The 18,126-nt window shown below is 41.6% G+C and carries 23 protein-coding genes and 1 riboswitch; of the genes, 3 read left to right on the top strand and 20 right to left on the bottom strand.

Annotated elements, in window-relative coordinates; translation table 11 throughout:
• Positions 1-50: 50 nt before the first annotated feature.
• From crcB (B7E06_RS05425) to B7E06_RS05390, 10 genes are all read right to left on the bottom strand, one after another.
• A complete protein-coding gene (gene crcB, locus B7E06_RS05425; protein ID WP_082233024.1) occupies positions 51-419 on the bottom strand; it encodes a fluoride efflux transporter CrcB in 369 nt (122 codons plus the stop codon).
• Positions 416-793: a fluoride efflux transporter CrcB gene (gene crcB / locus B7E06_RS05420; protein ID WP_082233023.1), complete on the bottom strand. Its 378-nt coding sequence runs from the start codon at positions 791-793 to the stop codon at positions 416-418. The genes crcB (B7E06_RS05425) and crcB (B7E06_RS05420) overlap by 4 nt, the downstream gene beginning before the upstream one ends.
• Before the next feature lie 56 nt (positions 794-849).
• A riboswitch (Fluoride riboswitch) is annotated at positions 850-910 on the bottom strand.
• Between the two features lie 50 nt (positions 911-960).
• Complete coding sequence (locus B7E06_RS22055; protein WP_245807683.1) at positions 961-1,212, bottom strand: nucleoside/nucleotide kinase family protein; 252 nt, start codon at positions 1,210-1,212, stop codon at positions 961-963.
• A 102-nt stretch (positions 1,213-1,314) separates the two neighbouring features.
• Positions 1,315-1,491: a nucleoside/nucleotide kinase family protein gene (locus B7E06_RS22050; protein ID WP_245807682.1), complete on the bottom strand. Its 177-nt coding sequence runs from the start codon at positions 1,489-1,491 to the stop codon at positions 1,315-1,317.
• A gap of 35 nt (positions 1,492-1,526) precedes the next feature.
• On the bottom strand, positions 1,527-1,940 hold the full coding sequence (locus B7E06_RS05410) for a VOC family protein (protein WP_082233022.1): 414 nt from the start codon (positions 1,938-1,940) through the stop codon (positions 1,527-1,529).
• Between the two features lie 82 nt (positions 1,941-2,022).
• On the bottom strand, positions 2,023-2,580 hold the full coding sequence (locus tag B7E06_RS05405; RefSeq protein WP_082233021.1) for a DUF4256 domain-containing protein: 558 nt from the start codon (positions 2,578-2,580) through the stop codon (positions 2,023-2,025).
• A 298-nt stretch (positions 2,581-2,878) separates the two neighbouring features.
• A complete protein-coding gene (locus tag B7E06_RS05400; protein WP_082233020.1) occupies positions 2,879-3,058 on the bottom strand; it encodes a MerR family transcriptional regulator in 180 nt (59 codons plus the stop codon).
• Positions 3,059-3,070: 12 nt separating this feature from the next.
• On the bottom strand, positions 3,071-3,208 hold the full coding sequence (locus B7E06_RS21765) for a hypothetical protein (RefSeq protein WP_179133977.1): 138 nt from the start codon (positions 3,206-3,208) through the stop codon (positions 3,071-3,073).
• 98 nt (positions 3,209-3,306) lie between these two features.
• Positions 3,307-3,765, bottom strand: coding sequence for an RDD family protein (locus B7E06_RS05395; RefSeq protein ID WP_082233019.1), 459 nt, complete (start codon positions 3,763-3,765; stop codon positions 3,307-3,309).
• 154 nt (positions 3,766-3,919) lie between these two features.
• A complete protein-coding gene (locus tag B7E06_RS05390; RefSeq protein ID WP_179134124.1) occupies positions 3,920-4,708 on the bottom strand; it encodes an N-acetylmuramoyl-L-alanine amidase in 789 nt (262 codons plus the stop codon).
• Positions 4,709-5,062: 354 nt separating this feature from the next.
• On the opposite strand from B7E06_RS05390, the gene B7E06_RS05385 reads away from it, so the two are divergent.
• Complete coding sequence (locus B7E06_RS05385; protein WP_082233018.1) at positions 5,063-5,491, top strand: SRPBCC family protein; 429 nt, start codon at positions 5,063-5,065, stop codon at positions 5,489-5,491.
• Positions 5,488-5,817, top strand: coding sequence for an ArsR/SmtB family transcription factor (locus B7E06_RS05380; RefSeq protein ID WP_179134123.1), 330 nt, complete (start codon positions 5,488-5,490; stop codon positions 5,815-5,817). Before B7E06_RS05385 ends, B7E06_RS05380 begins: the two co-directional genes overlap by 4 nt.
• A gap of 65 nt (positions 5,818-5,882) precedes the next feature.
• Here the strand turns inward: B7E06_RS05380 and B7E06_RS05375 are convergent, their stop codons facing one another.
• The 3 genes from B7E06_RS05375 to B7E06_RS21760 form a co-directional block, all read right to left on the bottom strand.
• The gene (locus B7E06_RS05375) at positions 5,883-7,148 is read right to left on the bottom strand and encodes a peptidase (protein WP_082233016.1); all 1,266 of its coding nucleotides are present in this window, start codon (positions 7,146-7,148) and stop codon (positions 5,883-5,885) included.
• Between the two features lie 108 nt (positions 7,149-7,256).
• Positions 7,257-7,442, bottom strand: coding sequence for a hypothetical protein (locus B7E06_RS05370; protein ID WP_082233015.1), 186 nt, complete (start codon positions 7,440-7,442; stop codon positions 7,257-7,259).
• A gap of 132 nt (positions 7,443-7,574) precedes the next feature.
• A complete protein-coding gene (locus tag B7E06_RS21760; protein WP_179133975.1) occupies positions 7,575-7,739 on the bottom strand; it encodes a hypothetical protein in 165 nt (54 codons plus the stop codon).
• Positions 7,740-8,189: 450 nt separating this feature from the next.
• Between B7E06_RS21760 and B7E06_RS05365 the strand changes: the two genes are divergently transcribed.
• Positions 8,190-8,864: a Na-translocating system protein MpsC family protein gene (locus B7E06_RS05365; RefSeq protein WP_179133973.1), complete on the top strand. Its 675-nt coding sequence runs from the start codon at positions 8,190-8,192 to the stop codon at positions 8,862-8,864.
• Between the two features lie 228 nt (positions 8,865-9,092).
• On the opposite strand, the gene B7E06_RS05360 is transcribed toward B7E06_RS05365, so the two are convergent.
• From B7E06_RS05360 to nhaC, 7 genes are all read right to left on the bottom strand, one after another.
• Positions 9,093-9,743 carry a GNAT family N-acetyltransferase gene (locus tag B7E06_RS05360; protein ID WP_082233013.1) on the bottom strand — a complete coding sequence of 217 codons (651 nt, stop codon included), beginning with the start codon at positions 9,741-9,743 and terminating at the stop codon, positions 9,093-9,095.
• A gap of 31 nt (positions 9,744-9,774) precedes the next feature.
• A complete protein-coding gene (locus B7E06_RS05355; protein WP_082233012.1) occupies positions 9,775-11,199 on the bottom strand; it encodes an NAD-dependent succinate-semialdehyde dehydrogenase in 1,425 nt (474 codons plus the stop codon).
• A 13-nt stretch (positions 11,200-11,212) separates the two neighbouring features.
• On the bottom strand, positions 11,213-12,295 hold the full coding sequence (locus B7E06_RS05350; RefSeq protein WP_082233011.1) for a C45 family autoproteolytic acyltransferase/hydrolase: 1,083 nt from the start codon (positions 12,293-12,295) through the stop codon (positions 11,213-11,215).
• Positions 12,296-12,314: 19 nt separating this feature from the next.
• Positions 12,315-13,700, bottom strand: a complete 1,386-nt coding sequence (locus tag B7E06_RS05345; RefSeq protein ID WP_082233010.1) for an aminotransferase family protein — start codon at positions 13,698-13,700, stop codon at positions 12,315-12,317.
• Positions 13,701-13,878: 178 nt separating this feature from the next.
• Positions 13,879-15,993: a sigma 54-interacting transcriptional regulator gene (locus B7E06_RS05340; protein WP_082233009.1), complete on the bottom strand. Its 2,115-nt coding sequence runs from the start codon at positions 15,991-15,993 to the stop codon at positions 13,879-13,881.
• A 129-nt stretch (positions 15,994-16,122) separates the two neighbouring features.
• Entirely contained in the window at positions 16,123-16,374 is a 252-nt protein-coding gene (locus tag B7E06_RS05335) for a biotin/lipoyl attachment domain-containing protein (protein WP_082233008.1), read from the bottom strand.
• Between the two features lie 21 nt (positions 16,375-16,395).
• On the bottom strand, positions 16,396-17,850 hold the full coding sequence (gene nhaC / locus B7E06_RS05330) for a Na+/H+ antiporter NhaC (RefSeq protein ID WP_245807681.1): 1,455 nt from the start codon (positions 17,848-17,850) through the stop codon (positions 16,396-16,398).
• Positions 17,851-18,126 lie beyond the last annotated feature (276 nt).

Below are 18,126 nucleotides of genomic sequence, written 5' to 3'. Positions count from 1 at the left end.
CTAAATTTTTCATATAAAATTAGCAACTCCACTTTAAGGAAAAGCCTGAGTTACTGCATAAATCCGCCAAGAAGAAATCCTGCATAAGCAAGGAAAATTCCTCCTCCGTAACTGATAAGATTATATTGGAGAAAGACTTTCCACTTTTTATTTGCGTGCAGTTGAATGCCTTCCAGTTTAAAGGTGGAAAACGTCGTAAAAGCTCCCATAATCCCTACACCTAAAAGCAAGTTCCAAGATTCAGCCAGCTCCAGACTTAGCAGCAGCCCTAATAAAAAGGAACCGAGTAAATTGACAAGGAGCGTAGCAACCGGCAGCTGAAATGTATAGTTTTTATTAACAATTTGGCTGACCAAATACCGAAGCACGGCTCCCATCGCTCCTCCGGTGCCTACTAATAAAATATGAGCCAAGCTCATGCCGTCTCCCTCCTTTTTCCTAAAGAAAACCCTGCCCTTGATAAAAGCAGCCCGCCTGCGATGCTTACGGCTACATAAAGGGCCGCCAGTAAGAAACTGCCTCTCTCTGCCAGCTCCACGGTTTCAACACTCAGTGTGGAAAACGTCGTAAAGGAACCGACAAATCCAGTACCGATCGCGGTCTTCAGTTTAGGGGAAATGTGAAAATCATGAAACAGCTTGAAAGTGAACCATGCCAGAAGGAAACTCCCCAGTAAATTGACAGTCAGGGTGGAGAATGGGAAAAAGGTATCGGCATCATACATAAGCACGCCGACTGAATATCGAAGGACAGCACCTAAGAAGCCTGCAATGGCCACCAAAATATATGTCATGGAATAAGGACCTCCTTTTCTACATAAAAAAACCCACTAGCCGCAGGCATGCTGCAATACTAGTAGGAGTCATCAGCCGAATCGGCAGTTATGGCGAACTCCATCGCCTTCTTTATACTTATTTTATCATGAGGGAAATTTTTTACCAACTAACCATTAAAAAGATACTATTCTATCTCTTGTAAGATAACCTGCACAATTTCTTCGATGGAGGCTGCTCCGTTTATGATAAGGTCTGTATCTGGTTTTATTGTATTCTCCATATGAACAAACGCTCTTCTGCTGCTTTTCAAATAATAGGCTAAGTCGGAAAAAATTTCAGAAGAGGAAGAGGGAGAATAATCTCTTAACATCCGCCTGGCCATCGCAATGTCTAAAGGAGTATGGATGTAAATAGAGAAGTCAATCAAATTTTTCAATTGGTCCTGTTGATAGGAAAACGGATAATCCAGTAAGATGAAAGATGGTGGCTCTTCTTTTTCTAAAAGCGATGTTAGATCTTTGTGAAGAGGTTGCAAATCCTACTGATTATAATCCGAGCCTTCCTCCACCCATAGAACGAGATCATCGGGCGCTTTCTTAAAATCATAGTCATCAAAAAACAGCGCTTGAGAATTTTTCAGCCGCTTCCTTAGTTCAATAGTAACAGAAGTCTTTCCTCCGCCGGAAACGGAGGCGATCGCAATTGTTTTCGTCATTTAAAAACTATCCCCCAGTAGTAAAACAAATACATCTATCTAAAATACTTCTCTTTAAAAGATGGACTAAGCTCGCTCCACACATCGAAGGTATTCCCATCTGGATCGGAAAAGACAAAGTTCTTCCCAGCATGTCCTCTGCTTTCGATTTCTCCTACATGCATTCCTTTTTCAGTAAAATCTTGATGCATGACTTCCAAAGCATGTAATCCATTCACTTCAAAGGTTAAAGAAAAATGCTCTTTTCCATGCTTGTCCCGGAAATTTGAAGTCTCGTTTTCCTGCGATGCTACAAGAAAAATACTTTGATCTGCTAAATTTAAGATGGCTTTATCTTTATCTCTGTAATTTAATTCTGCTCCTAAATTATGTACGTACCACTCAGAAGAAGTTTCCACATTGAATACCGGTATATAGGTAGTTCCTACTCTCCATAGTTTTTCGTTCATTTTTTTCTCCCTTCCCATTAATTAATAAAAAGCGATCGTCCTATTGAACAATCGCCTCTCAATCATAAATATCATGTACAATTCAGACCCTTAATAACCCGCGAAATCCTCTGGCTGCATAGTAGGATTCTGCTCCATTATGGTAAACAAAAACAGTGTCGTAACGTCGATCACAAAAAAGCGCCCCGCCGAGATCTCTAATAGTGGATGGTGTTTGAATCCAGCTCGATGTTTTTAGATCCACAGGATTAATCTCCTGCAGCTCCCGATATTGCTCTTCCGTTAAAAGTTCAATCCCAATCTCATCTGCCATGTCTATCGCATTATTATCAGGTTTGTACTTTTTCCTCGACTCCAGCGCTTTTCGATCAAAGCAAACACTTCGGCGCCCTTTTGGACTTTCCTTTACACAATCAAAAAAAACGTATTCACCCGTCTTCTCATCACGGCCCACGACGTCTGGTTCACCTCCTGTTTGTTCCATTTGATAGAGCGACCAAAGTTTATGAGGAAGCTCCTCCAGCTTAGCCCGAACTTCAACCCACTCAAGATCTTCATGGCGATGCCTGTTTTTCTCAAAACGGTCTTCCAACGTATGGAGCAGTTCTTCGCGTTGTTCGGATGATAACTCATTTGTCATATATAAGTCCCTCCCTGTATTTGTGTCTTATTTTACATATAATACTTTTAGTTTCGCTTTGTCCAGTTCTTCTTATTCCACAACTGGACTTTTTCCTATGGAGGAGGTTGCTCTTTTTCTGTGTTGGGGCCGTCTCTTTCGACTCTTCGTCCCGTTCTTTGGAGGCTTCTTCGCTCTCTTTCAGCGGTTCTGGCCTCTTTCGACGGTCGACCTCTCCTTTTCGACGCTTTCCCCCGCTCTTTCAGCGCTTCTCCGCTCTCTTTCAGTGCTTCTCCGCTCTCTTTCAGCGCTTAGACCGTCACTCAATAGTTTCAGCTTCAATTTCTGTCAGCCATTTATCTACCGCTTTTACTGGATAGTAGTATTCATGTCCAATTCGTATGTATGGTACTTCACGTTCCGATTCATTCTCTGGCAGTAACTTATCAAATTGCTCATCGCTTACCCCTAAGTATTCTTGTAACTCTATGTGACTCATTAATTGCTTTCTCTATGAAGCTTGATTCATAGTAACTTGTTCAATACCGGAAACCGCGCTGTTATTGATAGCACTGGAAATCATCCATGCTCCTGCTAAAATACAGACACCTGCAATGATAAGCGATGTGTTTAATGTAGCTTGTCTCATAGACTCCTCCTCTTTTACAGTTCTACCTGCCAATTATTTGAAAATAAAATTGGAAACTCAATCCTTTTCCATAAAAAAGAGGCTTGTGTAAGCCTCTTTTAACGTACTTCTCTCACCTGGGTACCGGCAATAAAGTCATGAATGGCTCTTTTATCTTCTCTAAAAATAACCATAAACAGACTAATAATAAAGCAGATTCCTAAAGAAACAGCATATACAAGTCCAGCGACGAGGATTCGCAGAACCATCGTACCAAACGTAACTTTCTCATGACTTCCAAACTTCGTTATCTTAATACTTAATGCACGCTTCCCCACTGTATATCCGGCCCATACTACAGGAAGAATGATGGAATAGGCTAACTGTATAACGGTTTTGATGTTATCTGCAGCAGAGAATGGCTGATTATCAGCAGGTGGGTTGGAATTCAGCATTAGTACTAAATCTACTAATAAAAAGCCGGCTACCGACAGGATAAGACCATCTACTATATTTCCACCTGCTCTTTTCCAAAAGCCTGCCGGGTCTCCTAATCCTTCATGGATGGTATCATCCATATAAATTCTCCTTCCACTTCTTTAAAAAAAGAAAGCCTCATTATAAAATGAGGCAGAAAATCTTAACCCACATACTATCTAAAATTTTACTGTAGATCAAAAATTTCATCTGTGGATTCACCTATAGTAATTGTCTCTGTACTTATTAGACTACTTACTTTTTAAAATATCTTACATAAGAAGTGCTGGCCGTAATATAGTCGCCATTCGCCAGTTTATACATATTTCCACCATCTACCTTGAATTTGCTGCCCGTCACTTTATAGACTTCTCCCTTGTGAACGATATTACCACGATCATTCCAGTTGGCAGAATTGTACGTCCATAGGGAGTCAGCCAGAATTTCCACATAAGCCTGCTGAGAGCTGCGGGGAAGATTTAATACAGCGGCTATTCCTTCCGCATGCCCCCTTGCAATGTCTGTTAAAAAAGCGTTCGATTTTAACGCGGCTGCGTCTGACGAATTGTCGATGAAGCCATTTTCGGTAAGAACGGCGGGCATAGCTGACTGTCTAACCATATGAAAATTGGCTTCCTTCTTCCCCCTGTCAATAAAGCCTGTCTGCCCGACGATCGCATTGTGGACGATTCCACGTAACCGATTCGTTTCGGCCTTCCCGGAATAACTTCCATTGTATGTATACGACTCAAAACCGGTACCGCCTCCTGCATTAATGTGTATGGATACAAGGTAATCGGCTCCCCAATTATTCGCCATGTTTGTCCGAGTAGACAAAGAAAGGGTTTGATCGGTAGTACGTGACAGCATGACAGAGTGGCCCTCATATTCCTGATTTAAAATGTCCCGGGTTTTTAAAGCAATATTTAGTGTTACGTTTTTCTCGCTTAGCCCATTTCCAATCGCTCCCGGGTCTGAGCCTCCATGACCTGGATCAATAAAAATCCTCTGATTTGCTTCCGCGCTGACAGGTAACAACAACATAACTGTAAAGAACACTGCGAATAAGGCAGCCCCCCATTTAACATTCATAAATTTCTCCACCTCAATTAATTATTTAAACACGGTAATTATATATCTGAAATTTGTAAAATATAAGGGTAAATTGTCGAATTAAGTCATATTACTCGTAACTTAAGATCATATGAAAAATCCTATAACTAGATTAGAAGGTTTAGTAGGAGAAACGGAGGAGTGGTTCACATGGGAAAATATGGGGTTGTCAGAAGATATGACATAACTTTCTCAGATTGCTATGGACATTTTCCACTTTACATATAACCAAAAGGTGTTATTATTAAATATAACCATTTGGTGTTATATTTAAGGAGGGTAAATATGAGTCAAAACCAAACAGTAGAAGAGATTAGAAAACAAGTGATTTTCAATGCACCTGTAGAAAAGGTATGGGAAGCCGTTGCTTCTTCAGAAGGAATGGCCGAATGGTTTATGCCAAATAATTTCAAGGCAGAAGAAGGACATGAATTTTATCTGGAAAGCCCTTTTGAAACATCGGCCTGTAAAGTCTTAACAGTAAAACCTCCAAAAGAGATTACCTTCTCCTGGGGGACTCAAGGATGGATCGTACATTTCCTGCTGGAAGAGATAAATGGAAAGACTGAATTTACGTTAATCCATTCCGGGTGGGGACATCCTGAAGAGAAAATGCGTCCGACTGGCAAGACACATCAGGAGACACGTAATACAATGGATGGCGGCTGGGAAAGCATCGTCAAGGAAAGATTGCGTAAGGCAGTAGAACAATAATGGGCGCAGCTCCTAAGCATGATGTGTATCAGGCAATCGCGGACCCTTCCCGAAGAGAAATGCTCAAGTTACTCTCTCACAGTGACTCTTCCATCAAAGAAATTTGTGAGCATTTCACCATCAGTCGGACTGCTATTGTTAAGCATTTAAATGTATTATCTGATGCTGAACTTGTAAGTGACCGAAAAGCAGGACGGGAGAAGATATACTCTTTACAGCCTGAACAGCTGCTGGAAGTAAAAGAATGGGTCTCTTACTTTGAACAGTTCTGGGATAATAAACTTTCCATGCTGAAGCATATGGTTGAGGAAGAACCTAACGATTAAGCGAGAAAAACGTAACCGTAAAAAAAGCGATTATCCCAGCATGGATAATCGCTTCTTAATTATTTTTACTCGTCCACCCCGCACCAATCCATAATCGCCTGGGCAATAATTTCCGCAGTTTCAAACACATAATCCATGTTGATATATTCATTTGGATAATGCGCCACACTTGTCTCGCCGGGACCAAACACTACGCTTGGAACTCCGCCTACTTCCGTTAGCAGTCCGCCATCTGTTCCCCAAGGTGAGGCCTTCTGGACAGGCTCTTCTCTTTTATTTGATTGGTAGGCCTCGACGAGCGCCTGTAAAAAAGGATGATCTTCGGCAATTTCACCGGGCAGCCACCTGGCTCCAAACCATTCCACTTTAACAGGACTTTCCGCAAACCAGGCATTCTCATCGGCTAATATAGCCAGTCTTTTTTCAATCTGTTTCTTTGCTTCATTTAAATCTTCTCCCGGAATCACGCCCATACGGCCTTCAAGTGTCACCTGGTCCGGGACGGATGACGGCCATGTTCCTCCTTCAATTTTCCCAACATTGATCGGCACAGGAATCGGGTTGCCTTCATAAAGAGGACTTTGAAGGGGCTCATTTCTCTCCTTCTCAAGTTCCAGGATAGCGTGAAGGACCGGCTGTACTTTCTCAATCGCACTCACCCCTTCATAACGTGTCCCGCCATGCGCTGATTTTCCGTAAATATGTACTTTAAACCACATCGAGCCTTGCTGTTTTGGAAAGATCCTCATATTTGTAGGCTCCGGTATTAAAGCTGCATCCGCTGTATAGCCACGGTCAATCGCTGCCAATGTCCCTGACCCGCCGCTTTCTTCTTCAACGACACTTTGGAAAATAATATCGCCTTTTAACGTAATTCCGACTGCCTGAATGGCCTCGACCGCTAAAAGAGCGGAAAGGTTGCCGCCTTTCATATCAGTAGAACCCCGACCATACAGATGGCTGCCGTGAATTTCCCCAGAAAAAGGATCATCTGTCCATTGATCCCGTTCTCCTTCAGGAACGACATCGACATGACCATTTAAAATCAGCGATCGGCCTCCGCCGGCTCCTTTCAGCACGCCGACTACATTTTCACTTCCATGAAAGTCAGACCTTGAAGCACAGAAATACTTATCATTGGATAAAGCCTCATAATCCAGCTCCCAGCGGTCGACCTCAAAGCCTTTTTCTCTTAATCTCTTTTCCATAATATCCTGGATCCCGCTCTCGTCTCCTGCCTTACTTGGCTGTCGAACCATCTTCTGCAGCAACTCGATATATTCACCGCGGTTTTCTTTTATAAAGGAAGTTACCTTTTGAATATTAGCCATCTTTCATTCCCTCCTCTTTTACTCATCATAAATAATTATCTGATTATTTTGCAAATAGAAAGGGAGCAGCTCACTAGCTGCTCCCTCTTCCATCTATTATTAAAAGCTTCAGGCAAAGTCTTTTGCCGGAAGAAGCACATTGTCATTAAATCCGCACTCCTGGCACTGGACCCATAAAACTCCGGCTGTTTTTTCCGTAAAATCTTTATCCTCGGCCTTAAGCACAACGGCTTCATTATTAAAGCATTTAGGGCATCGATATTGGATGATTTGTCCTTTATTATAGTTTAACAACACTCGCACTCCTTTCTATGTCTCTTCCTTCATCTACACTAAGAGCTTCGCAAAGCAGGGCATTCGCTTTACAAATCTCACTCATTCCTTCAAGGTCTTCTGATTTCCATTTATTTATTGTTTCCGCACATTTTACAGATATGGATGCACACGTTTTACAAATCTCATCAGCGATAGACGGACTGTTTTCCGCAGTGAATTGAGCATGCTCGTAAGCCTCATTACTTTTCTTAACGAGATGGATCGCCTTAAATAAGACGTTTGGTTTTCATTCGGTAAATTTATTACCTTTTTCACATGAAAAACCTCCTTTTTTTCACTAAAAAAAGCCAAAAAGACAGATTTTACTAAAGTTCTGTTCTTTTTGACTTATGTCCAGCTCTACTGTCCGGTTCATTCCCGCCAATGGCTTCATTTAATTTTTAAAATTTTTGACTAAAAGAGAATTCGTTTGATTTCGAACCCTTATAGGCCCTAAAAAGCGCCTTACTGGAGTATATTCACTTTAGACCACAAGGTTAAACCTTTTATTCTAAATTATTTCAAAATATTTATTTTATAAAGAATACATCCTTTAATTTAGAGTGCGGCCTTTTTATATCCTACCTTTATAGGACTAACTAATCACTGTTGGATTCCGACCAGACAAGGGGAATGCTGCTTGCTAAACTCAGCGCCTCATATTATTATAGATTTCTGAAGAATTTCCCCAACTTTAAATCTCTTTGCGAGGAGGTTTTGCCTGATATGGAACAAACGATACAAAAGGAATTAACAAGCTACTTCGGAAAGAGCATCCGCTATTACTTTGGTCGGGGGCCGAAGTCAGTCTATATGACAAAAGTTCCTCCTTTCTTTACCATTCAACTACGCGGGATTATGCTGCCGATTGAAAGATTGCTTATCGAAAGAGGAAAGACTAAACATATCGAAGAAACACGCGTACTCTTGATGAATAAGCTGCTTCCTGAATTTCAAGTAAAATTACGAGAAGAAACGAACATGAAATTTAAAGACATCTACTATGATTGGAACTTTCAAAATCAATCAGGTATGATCTGGGGCGAAATCGAACAGCCACGACAACGAGCATGGCCTGCTCATGTGAACAGGGAAGCTTTTGAAGATAAAATATCTGAGTTTACCGGAAGAAAGCAGAAAAGTCCCGAGAATACGGAAGCTTTTTGGTCTGGAGACCGTACACTTGTGATCCGGCAGCAAGGGATTCTTTGCAGCGTTGAAAAAGAATTTATTAATAAAGGCTACTGTTCCCAAGTAATCGAAGTCAGACGTAAGCTTGAGGATCAAACGTTTGATAGGGAATCCATAGAAAAGATGCTCGGAAGAAAAATCAATGATATTTTTATTGATTTTAATTTCAAGGAGGATGTAGGCTATAAGGTTCTAACCCTCGACTCCTAGTTTTGCCGAAGAAGCCAGATAGTTCCTGCCGCTTCTTCGGCTTTTTTTATATAAAAAAAAGCCCCGCCAAAAACGGGACAGGAGACATATGTGGCCAGCGCAGCCAGACAGTTGGAAGGGGGAGGTCTTAGCAGATTGCCAGCATCTAAAGAATAGCAAATATATATGTTTGTGATATAAAAGGAATGTTATGGCTTTGTAAAAAGTTTCTATTAACTACTAACTCTATTAATCAATTTTGTAATCAGGGTTATACCACTCCATGGATGTTGCAAAGCCTCTTGATGCATCATCCTCCGGCAGATAGTTGGGAAGAAGTTCATTTAGGGTGAATCCATTATTCACCTGGAAGGTTAACACAGGATCATACAACTCCCCGTTAACTACTTTCTCTGCATAGTCTTCCGCTGTCATCTTCTTCTCATATTTATGGTAATAAGGAATACGCCCACCAATAATTATGCTTTTAAGATTTAAGTCTTTGCAAACCTGTTTTCTTGCTTCATATAAACGACGACCAAGCTTCAGCTGCCTGTAATCAGGGTGCACACTAACTTCCACGCCATACAAATTCGCCCCCTCTGGATTATGGTTTCGGATGTAGCCATTGTCACAGATCACGGAATATGAATGATTATTCACATACTCATCAAAGTTAAGAATTAGACTTGAGCACGAACCGACAATCCTTCCTTCATACTCGGCTAAAATCTGCCCTTCTGGAAAAATCTTTGTCTGACTGGCAAAATGATCTCGTTTAAAAGAAATGTCGGGTCCGAAACTGTTGTCGGACAACGCGGCCACTTCTTTTACATCATTCTCAGCAATCGTTCGGATGGTAAGCTTCTCTTCTAAATGAGGAAGTTGAATATTACCCACTAAGAATCCTCTCCTTTTCTATTTATATTTTTTAGTTTCCTATTCCAACAGAGACGAATTTTTCTTCCAAGTATTCCAATATTCCTGATCTTCCGCCCTCTTTGCCCATTCCACTTTCTTTGAAGCCGCCAAATGGAGCCTGTGCAACAATGGGTGCTGGATCATTAATTCCTACGATTCCATACTCCAGTTCGGACATCATCCGATAACCCCGGCCCAGATCCTTTGTAAAACAGTATGCAGCCAGCCCATAGCTCTCGTGATTAGCTCGTTCAATCACTTCTTCTTCATCTTTAAATGTATAAATGGGCGCCACCGGACCAAACGTTTCTTCTGTGGTTATTTTCATACTTTCTTGAGCAAAGTTAATTACGGTAGGCTCATAAAAACTGCCTTTCCCATTGCCGTACCTGTTACCTCCGCATAATACCTTTCCGTTTTGTTGGACTGCATCGGCAACATGATTTTCTACTTTTTCTAAAGCCTGTTCATTGATCAACGGACCTACATCTACCCCATCTTCAAGCCCATTTCCAACCTTAAGCTTGGCAGCTTGCTCAGCAAGCCTTTGTCCAAACTCCTCGGCAATGCTCTCTGCTACGTAAATGCGGTTGGTACTAATGCATGTCTGGCCGGAGTTCACAAATTTCGTACCGAGCACACCTTTAATGGCGGCGCCCATATCTGCATCTTCAAAGACGATAAATGGAGCGTGGCCGCCAAGCTCCATCGATATTTTTTTCACTGTGTCCGCTGATTCTTTTAAAAGCATCTTTCCGACCGGGGTAGAGCCGGTAAAGGTTAGCTTTCGCACGTCTGGACTTTTAGTCAGTTCTTTGCCAATTTCATCAGCGGGTCCGATGATAAGATTGGCGACTCCTTCTGGAAAACCTGCCTCATGGAAACACTCAAAAACTTTAATGGCCGATAAAGGTGTAGACGGAGCAGGTTTTAAAACAACCGTACAGCCCGCCGCAATGGCTGGAGCAATTTTACGAGTAATCATGGAAGCGGGAAAATTCCATGGTGTAATCGCGGCAGCTACACCTACCGGCTGGCGAAGCAGCATGAGATGCTTATCCGGATGGGAGGCCGGTATCGTTTCGCCATACACCCGCTTCGCTTCTTCTGCGTACCAGACGACATAATTAATAGCCCCTGCTACTTCCCTTTCAGCGTGAGGGAGAGGCTTTCCCATTTCCATCGTAATGGTTCTGGCGATCTCACCTTTTTTCTCTTTCATAAGTTCGGCAGCTTTGGCTAAGTATTTCCCTCTCTCTTCTCCTGTAGCTTTTTTCCAGGATTTAAACGCTTTCTTTGCAGCTTGAATAGCTTCCTTGGTTTCCTCTTTTCCTCCTGAAGCCACCGTATTGATGATTTCACCTGTTGCCGGGTTAAGTACATCCAGTGTTTGTCCTGAATTCGCTTGTCTCCATTCTCCGTTAATATAGAGCACTCTTCTTCCTCCTTTATATTTCTTGAAATTGTTCTACTGATGGATGACCAATACTAAGCCATACTTTACGTTGTGATAGATTCATTATGATAGAAAATACCGTCTCCATCCTTCGATGCTCAGGGGCCTGTAAATTTTCATAATGGTTGATAGAATTTGGGGCATTAAATTCATCACACAACCAGTTTTTAAAGGCAGACACATCAATCGTTTCTTCTCTGGCAATGGCCGTATCGATCAGCTGCTCTGCTCTATTTTTACGAAGCATCGAATCATCAAAAATAAATTCATTCATATCTTTCACATTCTTTTTAATCGTTTCCGAGATCAAATGGTTCGAATGAACAAGCCTGCCTTTATTTCCACCAACCATATCTATCCCAAATGGTGAGACTTCAATGTTAACGGCCATTCCATTTTGGCTGCCTTCATCGATTCCTATTAAGAAGCTTGCCGAGGAAGCCATTTTACCATCTTTGATTTTAGAAATAGCCTCATTAAGGGAAGAAGAATTGAGCACACTTCGAAGTCCTAAGTGAATAGGCACCTCATCTGACTTCTTATCTGTAAGCACGGCATTAAAGCAGAGACCAAGACCTTCAGAGTTAAAGCCGATTTTCCCGATCATTCCACCTTCTGTCACCATCGTAATATCCGGCTTATTGTCCTGCTTAATATCCAGAAGTAGAAGGCTGTCCTTTTGAGTGGATTTCCAGTCCCAGTTCTGGCCAATAATCGTATCCTTTGTTATAGGCGGCGCTACAGACATCGCTGTGCAGCCGTCTGCAAACACGGCTCCTTTATAATTAGCCAGCGCAATTTCACTGCGTGCGTTTAGGGCGAGAATATCTTCAAATTCTACGCCTGCTCCTTCCGCTACTCCTTCCATTTCTTCTAAAAGCTCTATGTCATATTGTTCAATAGCGGAAAGGTGCTGTATTGCAATATCCTTAGCTTGAGCCCAGTTAAGACTCTTATAGCCATGAAATAGCTTTTCATAAGTTTCCAGACTTTTAAGTACCTCAGCCTTTCCTTCCTGACCATGTCTTCTTCCTATTTCTCGCGGTGAGCCCTGTAAATTTAACCGTTTAATCATACAATGAACTCCTTTCCTTTCAGCAGTGTTTCTGTTCAAAGACAGTAACCGCTTCATCAATAATATGGACCATATCTTCTACCTGCTGGTGATTAATAATTAATGGCGGGGCAATAGCAACGATATTTCTTCCCACATTTGAAGCTAACGGACGCAAAATCAGCTTTCGGCGAAAACATTCCTCAACGACCTCTGTCGATGGCAGAACCGATGAATCAAACGGGAGACCTCGATCACGGTCTGCATATAATTCAAAGCCGGCAAGCAAGCCTAATGCTCTTGTTTTCGTTATGGTCGGATGCTTTTCTTTTAAGTATTCAAATCCTGCATTCAATACCTTTTCCATTGCTTTTGCATTGGCTACCACATGATCTCGTTCCAAAATTTCGATATTTTTCAAGGCAACCGTACATGCAGTGGGATGGCCGCTGTAAGTAAACCCATGCGCCAGAACCTCGTCATATTGAGACAGTGTGTCACGAATCTCTTCCCTCATTAATACAGCGCCAAGTTGTGAATATCCGCTGGAAATCCCTTTCGCCACACACATGAGATCGGGAACGACTCCCCAGTTATCGACACCAAACATCGTTCCTGTTCTTCCAAATCCACAGATCACTTCATCCGCGATAAATAAGAGATTGAACTCATCACAAAGCTTTCGAACAGCCTGCAAATACCCTTCAGGAGGCATATGAACTCCTCCTGAGCCCTGTACAGGTTCCACGATGACAGCGGCAATCGTATCAGCCCCTTCTTTTTCGATCAGGCCGCGAATACTTTCATGATAGTGTGGATCATTTTTATCTCCCTGTTCACAATTTGTCAGATGAGGTGCTGCATGCAGCATCTCTGGTATAGCCGATGAAGAAAAATTGTGAAACAACGGAATGGCCGTTGCCGACTGGGCAGCTATTGTGACACCATGATAGCCCTGTCTTAGACTGATAATTTTCTTTTTCGCAGGCTGTCCCTGAAGCGTCCAGTAAAAACGCGACAGTTTAAATGCCGTGTCATTGGATTCGGATCCACCAGAAGTATAGAAGACGGTATTTAAATTTCCCGGCGAAAGGGAAGCCAGCTTCTCAGCAAGCCTTACAGCCGGTTCATTAGAAAAACCTGCAAAAGATGAACTGAAGGCAAGCTTCGACATTTGAGCCTTAGCCGTTTCTGCCAGCTCTTCATTCCCATGGCCTAGGTTTACATTCCACAGCATAGATAGTCCATCGATATATTGATCTCCTTTGCGATCTTTCACATAGATTCCATTTCCTTCGGTGAAAGTTAGCTTTGGCCCTTGCTCCGCATGAGTTTTGGGAACCGTTGTTGGATGAAGATAATGTTTTTTATCTAGTTCTTCTAAATTTTTTGCTGCTGTTGTATGCAGTGAAACTTGATCTGTCATATATAAACCTCCTGGAATTCATTTTTCCCCTCTTCACTTATGTATAATGCAAGTTCCGTGCCAACCTTTAAAATAGCGTCCTGCCGACGACAAGCAACTACCCATTTTCAGAATTCATGCAAATATGCATAACCTATTTTATTACGCATAAAAAAACCCGGGAGCTTGTCCCAGGCATTTATAACTCTACTTTATTTTGTTTCTCCGTGATTTTTTGAAATTTACGACTGACCGCTGACTGACTGATTTCAAGTGCCTTCGCTGCTCGAGTCGTCGTTTTATATTTTTTCATCGCAAGAAGGATCAATTGCTCTTCCAAATGATCACGTGCTTCCTGGAGCGGAAGTATTCCTGTGACCATCGTTTTGGCTTGTTTGGATTCTCCGAACTTCAGAGACTGACTTACAAACTCAGCTGAAATCACCTTATCATCTGTAGTCACAACAAGCCTTTCGATTAGATTCTGGAGTTCGCGGATATTCCCCGGCCAATCATAGACTTCAAGCATATTGAGAGCTTCAGGAGAGAGATGATAGCTTTTACTATATTGATCATTTAGCTGCTGGAGAAAGTGAAAAGCAAGCAGCGGCACATCTTCAGATCTCTCCCGTAAAGGAGGAATATGAATGGGGATTACATTAATCCGGTAATATAAATCCTCACGAAAGGTGCCCTTTTCCACCATTTTATCGAGGTCACGGTTCGTTGCTGCAATGATTTGAACATCAACTGAATGGGCCTGAGTACTTCCAACAGGGGTAACTTCCCTTTCCTGTAAAACTCGCAGCAGTTTCACCTGCAGCCGAGGGGGGATTTCACTAATCTCATCTAGAAACAGAACACCCTTGTCTGCCTGTTCAAAGTATCCGATTTTCCCTTTAGCATCGGCCCCGGTAAAAGCACCCTTCGTATAACCAAATAATTCACTCTCCAGAAGATCTTCCGAAATCGCCCCGCAGTTCAATGCTAAATAAGGCTTATGTGAACGGTTCCCTTCACGGTGAATTATTTTAGCTATCAATTCCTTACCTACCCCCGATTCTCCGAGAATAAGTACCGTTGAGTTAAAATCCGCCAGCTTCCTTGTTCTGTTCATCACCTGTTCCATCTTAGAACTGCAATAAATGATTTTATCAGCCGGCCTGTCTTTGCTCTTTAATTTTTCAAGTTCTTTTTTATAGTTTTTTGAAATCCGCTTCGTTTCTTTTAACTCAGACTTCAGCTTTGTCGTTTCTGTAATGTCCCTGGAGGCAATAATTACCCTATGGACTTCTCCCTCATCATTAAAAACAGGATTTCCAACAGCCAGCACGCTTTTTCCATCTGATGTTTCCTGCACTACAGAAACCTTCTTCTTTTTCTCAATTACGAGGCGGGCAACGGATGGACTAAACGCTCCTCTTTTTTCGAATTCTAATAAACTTCTTCCAATCAGTTCACTTAAATTATCAACACCCCAGAATCCTGAGATAAAATTTTCACTATGACGCAGCAGTTCGCCTTTACGGTTAACAACTAAAATTTCATCATACATAGTAGCTAAAATAGCGTTTAAATCAGTATTAAGGTTTTTAACATATTCAATCTCCATGGCCATCTCCTCAACCATCGGGAGATCCTGTACGATGATCATTATTCCATCCACCAGTTTGTGATCTGTTAGTATAGGACTATAATCAACAAGCACCCCTAAGTCTTCGGTAATGAGAATTTGATTAAGCATCGTTTCACCAGACTCAAAAACCTTCTCAATATGTCCCTCTTCAAACATATCTTTAGCTGAGCTGTTAATCATTTCTTCATATGTAGACTTAATCATCTTCAGGCCCGACTCATTGCAGTTGACGATCCGCCGGTTGGTATCAACGATAAATATGCCCATTGGAATAGAGGACAACATGACTTTTATCAGATCAAGATTCTTATTATCTTTACGCAGCAGTTCTATTAAAGCATCTTCGCGCCTTAAATAGCCGACCAAACTTCCTTCATTGTTCACCATCGTAATATGTTCCCCGAGCACCTGAAAAATCATAGGGAGGGATACAGGTTCGGCAATTTTCCATTCTGCGACATTAGAAATTGGAACTGAACATGATTGAAGGCCTTCCAATGAAAGGGCAGATTCGTCCATCATATCTTCTCCATAAACATAGGCATAGATTTCATCCTGTTTTGTTAAGAAAAAAAACGGTTCTTCCGCATTGACCAGTTTCTCTTTAATATTTTTCTCCGGAGGATAAACCGATACCTTTGTAAACTGTTTCATTTTCTCTAAGATGGTGTTATTCATGTGTGGTACCCCTTCCTATCTGGCAATCTAATACATAATTATAGCAAAAAATTTAATTTTTCGGAAAATTACACATTATAACGACATACAAAAGGGGAAGTTTTCTTGACAACTTCCCCTCTTTTACCATTAATGTTTGCTGTTTTCCACTAGATCTTCTTTGATATAGGCAAGTACCATTCCTTTGAAAACCTCTTCTTCCTGGGTGACCTCCAAAGATTGAACGCATCCGTTAATATCGATAGAGACAACGTCAATTTCACCATAATCAGTACGTATCTTAAATAAGACATCCCACTTTCCGATGCGGCTTTCCTCTGAAATAAAAATCTTTTCCACAAATCCCTGACAGGGGGAAAGAATCCATTCATAATCGCTCATTTACAGTCTGTCCCTCCAACACTACGCTTCTGCGCTTGTCTTTTCGTCTAATTCCAGCCCCTGTCCTTGATCTTCTGATTGAGCAGGCAGGTATTCAATTTTAATATTGCAATAGCCGTATATGATTGCAATGATTGGACTGATTAAACAAAGGAAAGCAAATGGGGCATAACTGAGTGAAGACACGCCGAGTGTGGCAAACATGAAAGCCCCGCAAGTGTTCCAAGGAACAAGGGGTGAAGTCATTGTACCTGCATCTTCGATCGTTCTTGATAAATTCTTAGGATGAAGATTCCGGTCCTGATAAGCTTTAGAATACATTCGGCCCGGAAGAATAATGGAGAGATATTGATCACAAGCCACAATGTTGGCAGCAATACATGTGGCTACAGTAGTCGCAATTAAACTTCCTGTATTTTTTGCAAATGATAGCAAAGCGATTACGATTGCTTCAAGAATCCCGGCTTTCTCCAGAATTCCGCCATAAGACATAGCTATCATAATTAAGGCGACTGTATACATCATGCTTTCCATGCCGCCATTATTAAGCAGGTTGTCCACAACTTCAACGCCCACTTCCTGAGAATATCCATAATACATTACACTGAATGCTTCTCCAATGGGCATCCCTTGAAACCCAGCGGCGAATGCAACACCGATTAATGAACCAATAGTTAAAGCAGGGATGGCCGGCATTTTACGAACCATCATGATAATAACAGCCAGTGGCGCCAGCAGCAGCCAAGGAGAAATTGTAAAGATATCACTTAATTGACCTTGCAAGTCAGCTACTTCAGAAATACTGGCACTGCTGCTAGTAAATCGCAGTCCAATAATGGTATAAAGTACTAAAGAAATAAGCAAAGCAGGGATGGTCGTAAACATCATGTGCTTAATATGTTCAAATAGTTCAGCACCCGTAATTCCAGGTGCCATGTTTGTGGTTTCTGATAGTGGGGAGACTTTATCACCAAAGTATACTCCTGAAATGACAGCACCTGCGACCATAGCGAGATCAAGACCGAGTCCTTGACCAATCCCCATTATTGCAATCCCAATTGTTCCTGCCGCAGTCCATGCGTTTCCTGAGGCCATCGCTACTACACAACAGATGGCACAGGCAGACACGAGGAAATAACCTGGTGCTAATAAATTCAATCCATAATAAATCATCGTAGGCACAATTCCGGAAGCAATCCATGTACCAATAATCGACCCTATAATAATTAAAATAATGACCGCCTGAAGGGACAGCCGGATAGTATTTAGAAATGAAGTTTCAAGATCACTCCACGAATGACCTAGCCACATGGCCACAATAGCTGCTACGACACCACTTAAAAGTAAAGGAATATGAGCATCTAATTCAAACACTGCAATACCAAAGTAAAGAGATACAATCATAAACACAATCGGAATCATAGCTACTTTTAACGATGGTTTTTTAACCGCCTTCTTATCGAACTTACCATTCAAAATAAATCCCTCTCCCTATAAATGTATTGAACCTTGGGTCATAAGGTCCTCTCACTTATGTACAATGCAAAAATCATGCCAATTTTAGTTTTCCAACAATTCACGATATTCTGACATAACTTTTCCATTTATCTACCCACTTGTGCATAAACTATTTAATATTTCATAGATGGATAGGATAAGGAATTTCGTAAACGTTTTCAATGGTAATATTAGGATAGTATTTAAATTGAGCGAGATTTACTCAATTTCAGGATAAGCTTCATTATATATATA

Origin of the sequence: Halobacillus massiliensis (assembly GCF_900166625.1) — a bacterium.
Lineage (GTDB): Bacteria > Bacillota > Bacilli > Bacillales > Halobacillaceae > Halobacillus_A > Halobacillus_A massiliensis.
This window is presented reverse-complemented; position numbering and strand designations above follow the sequence as displayed.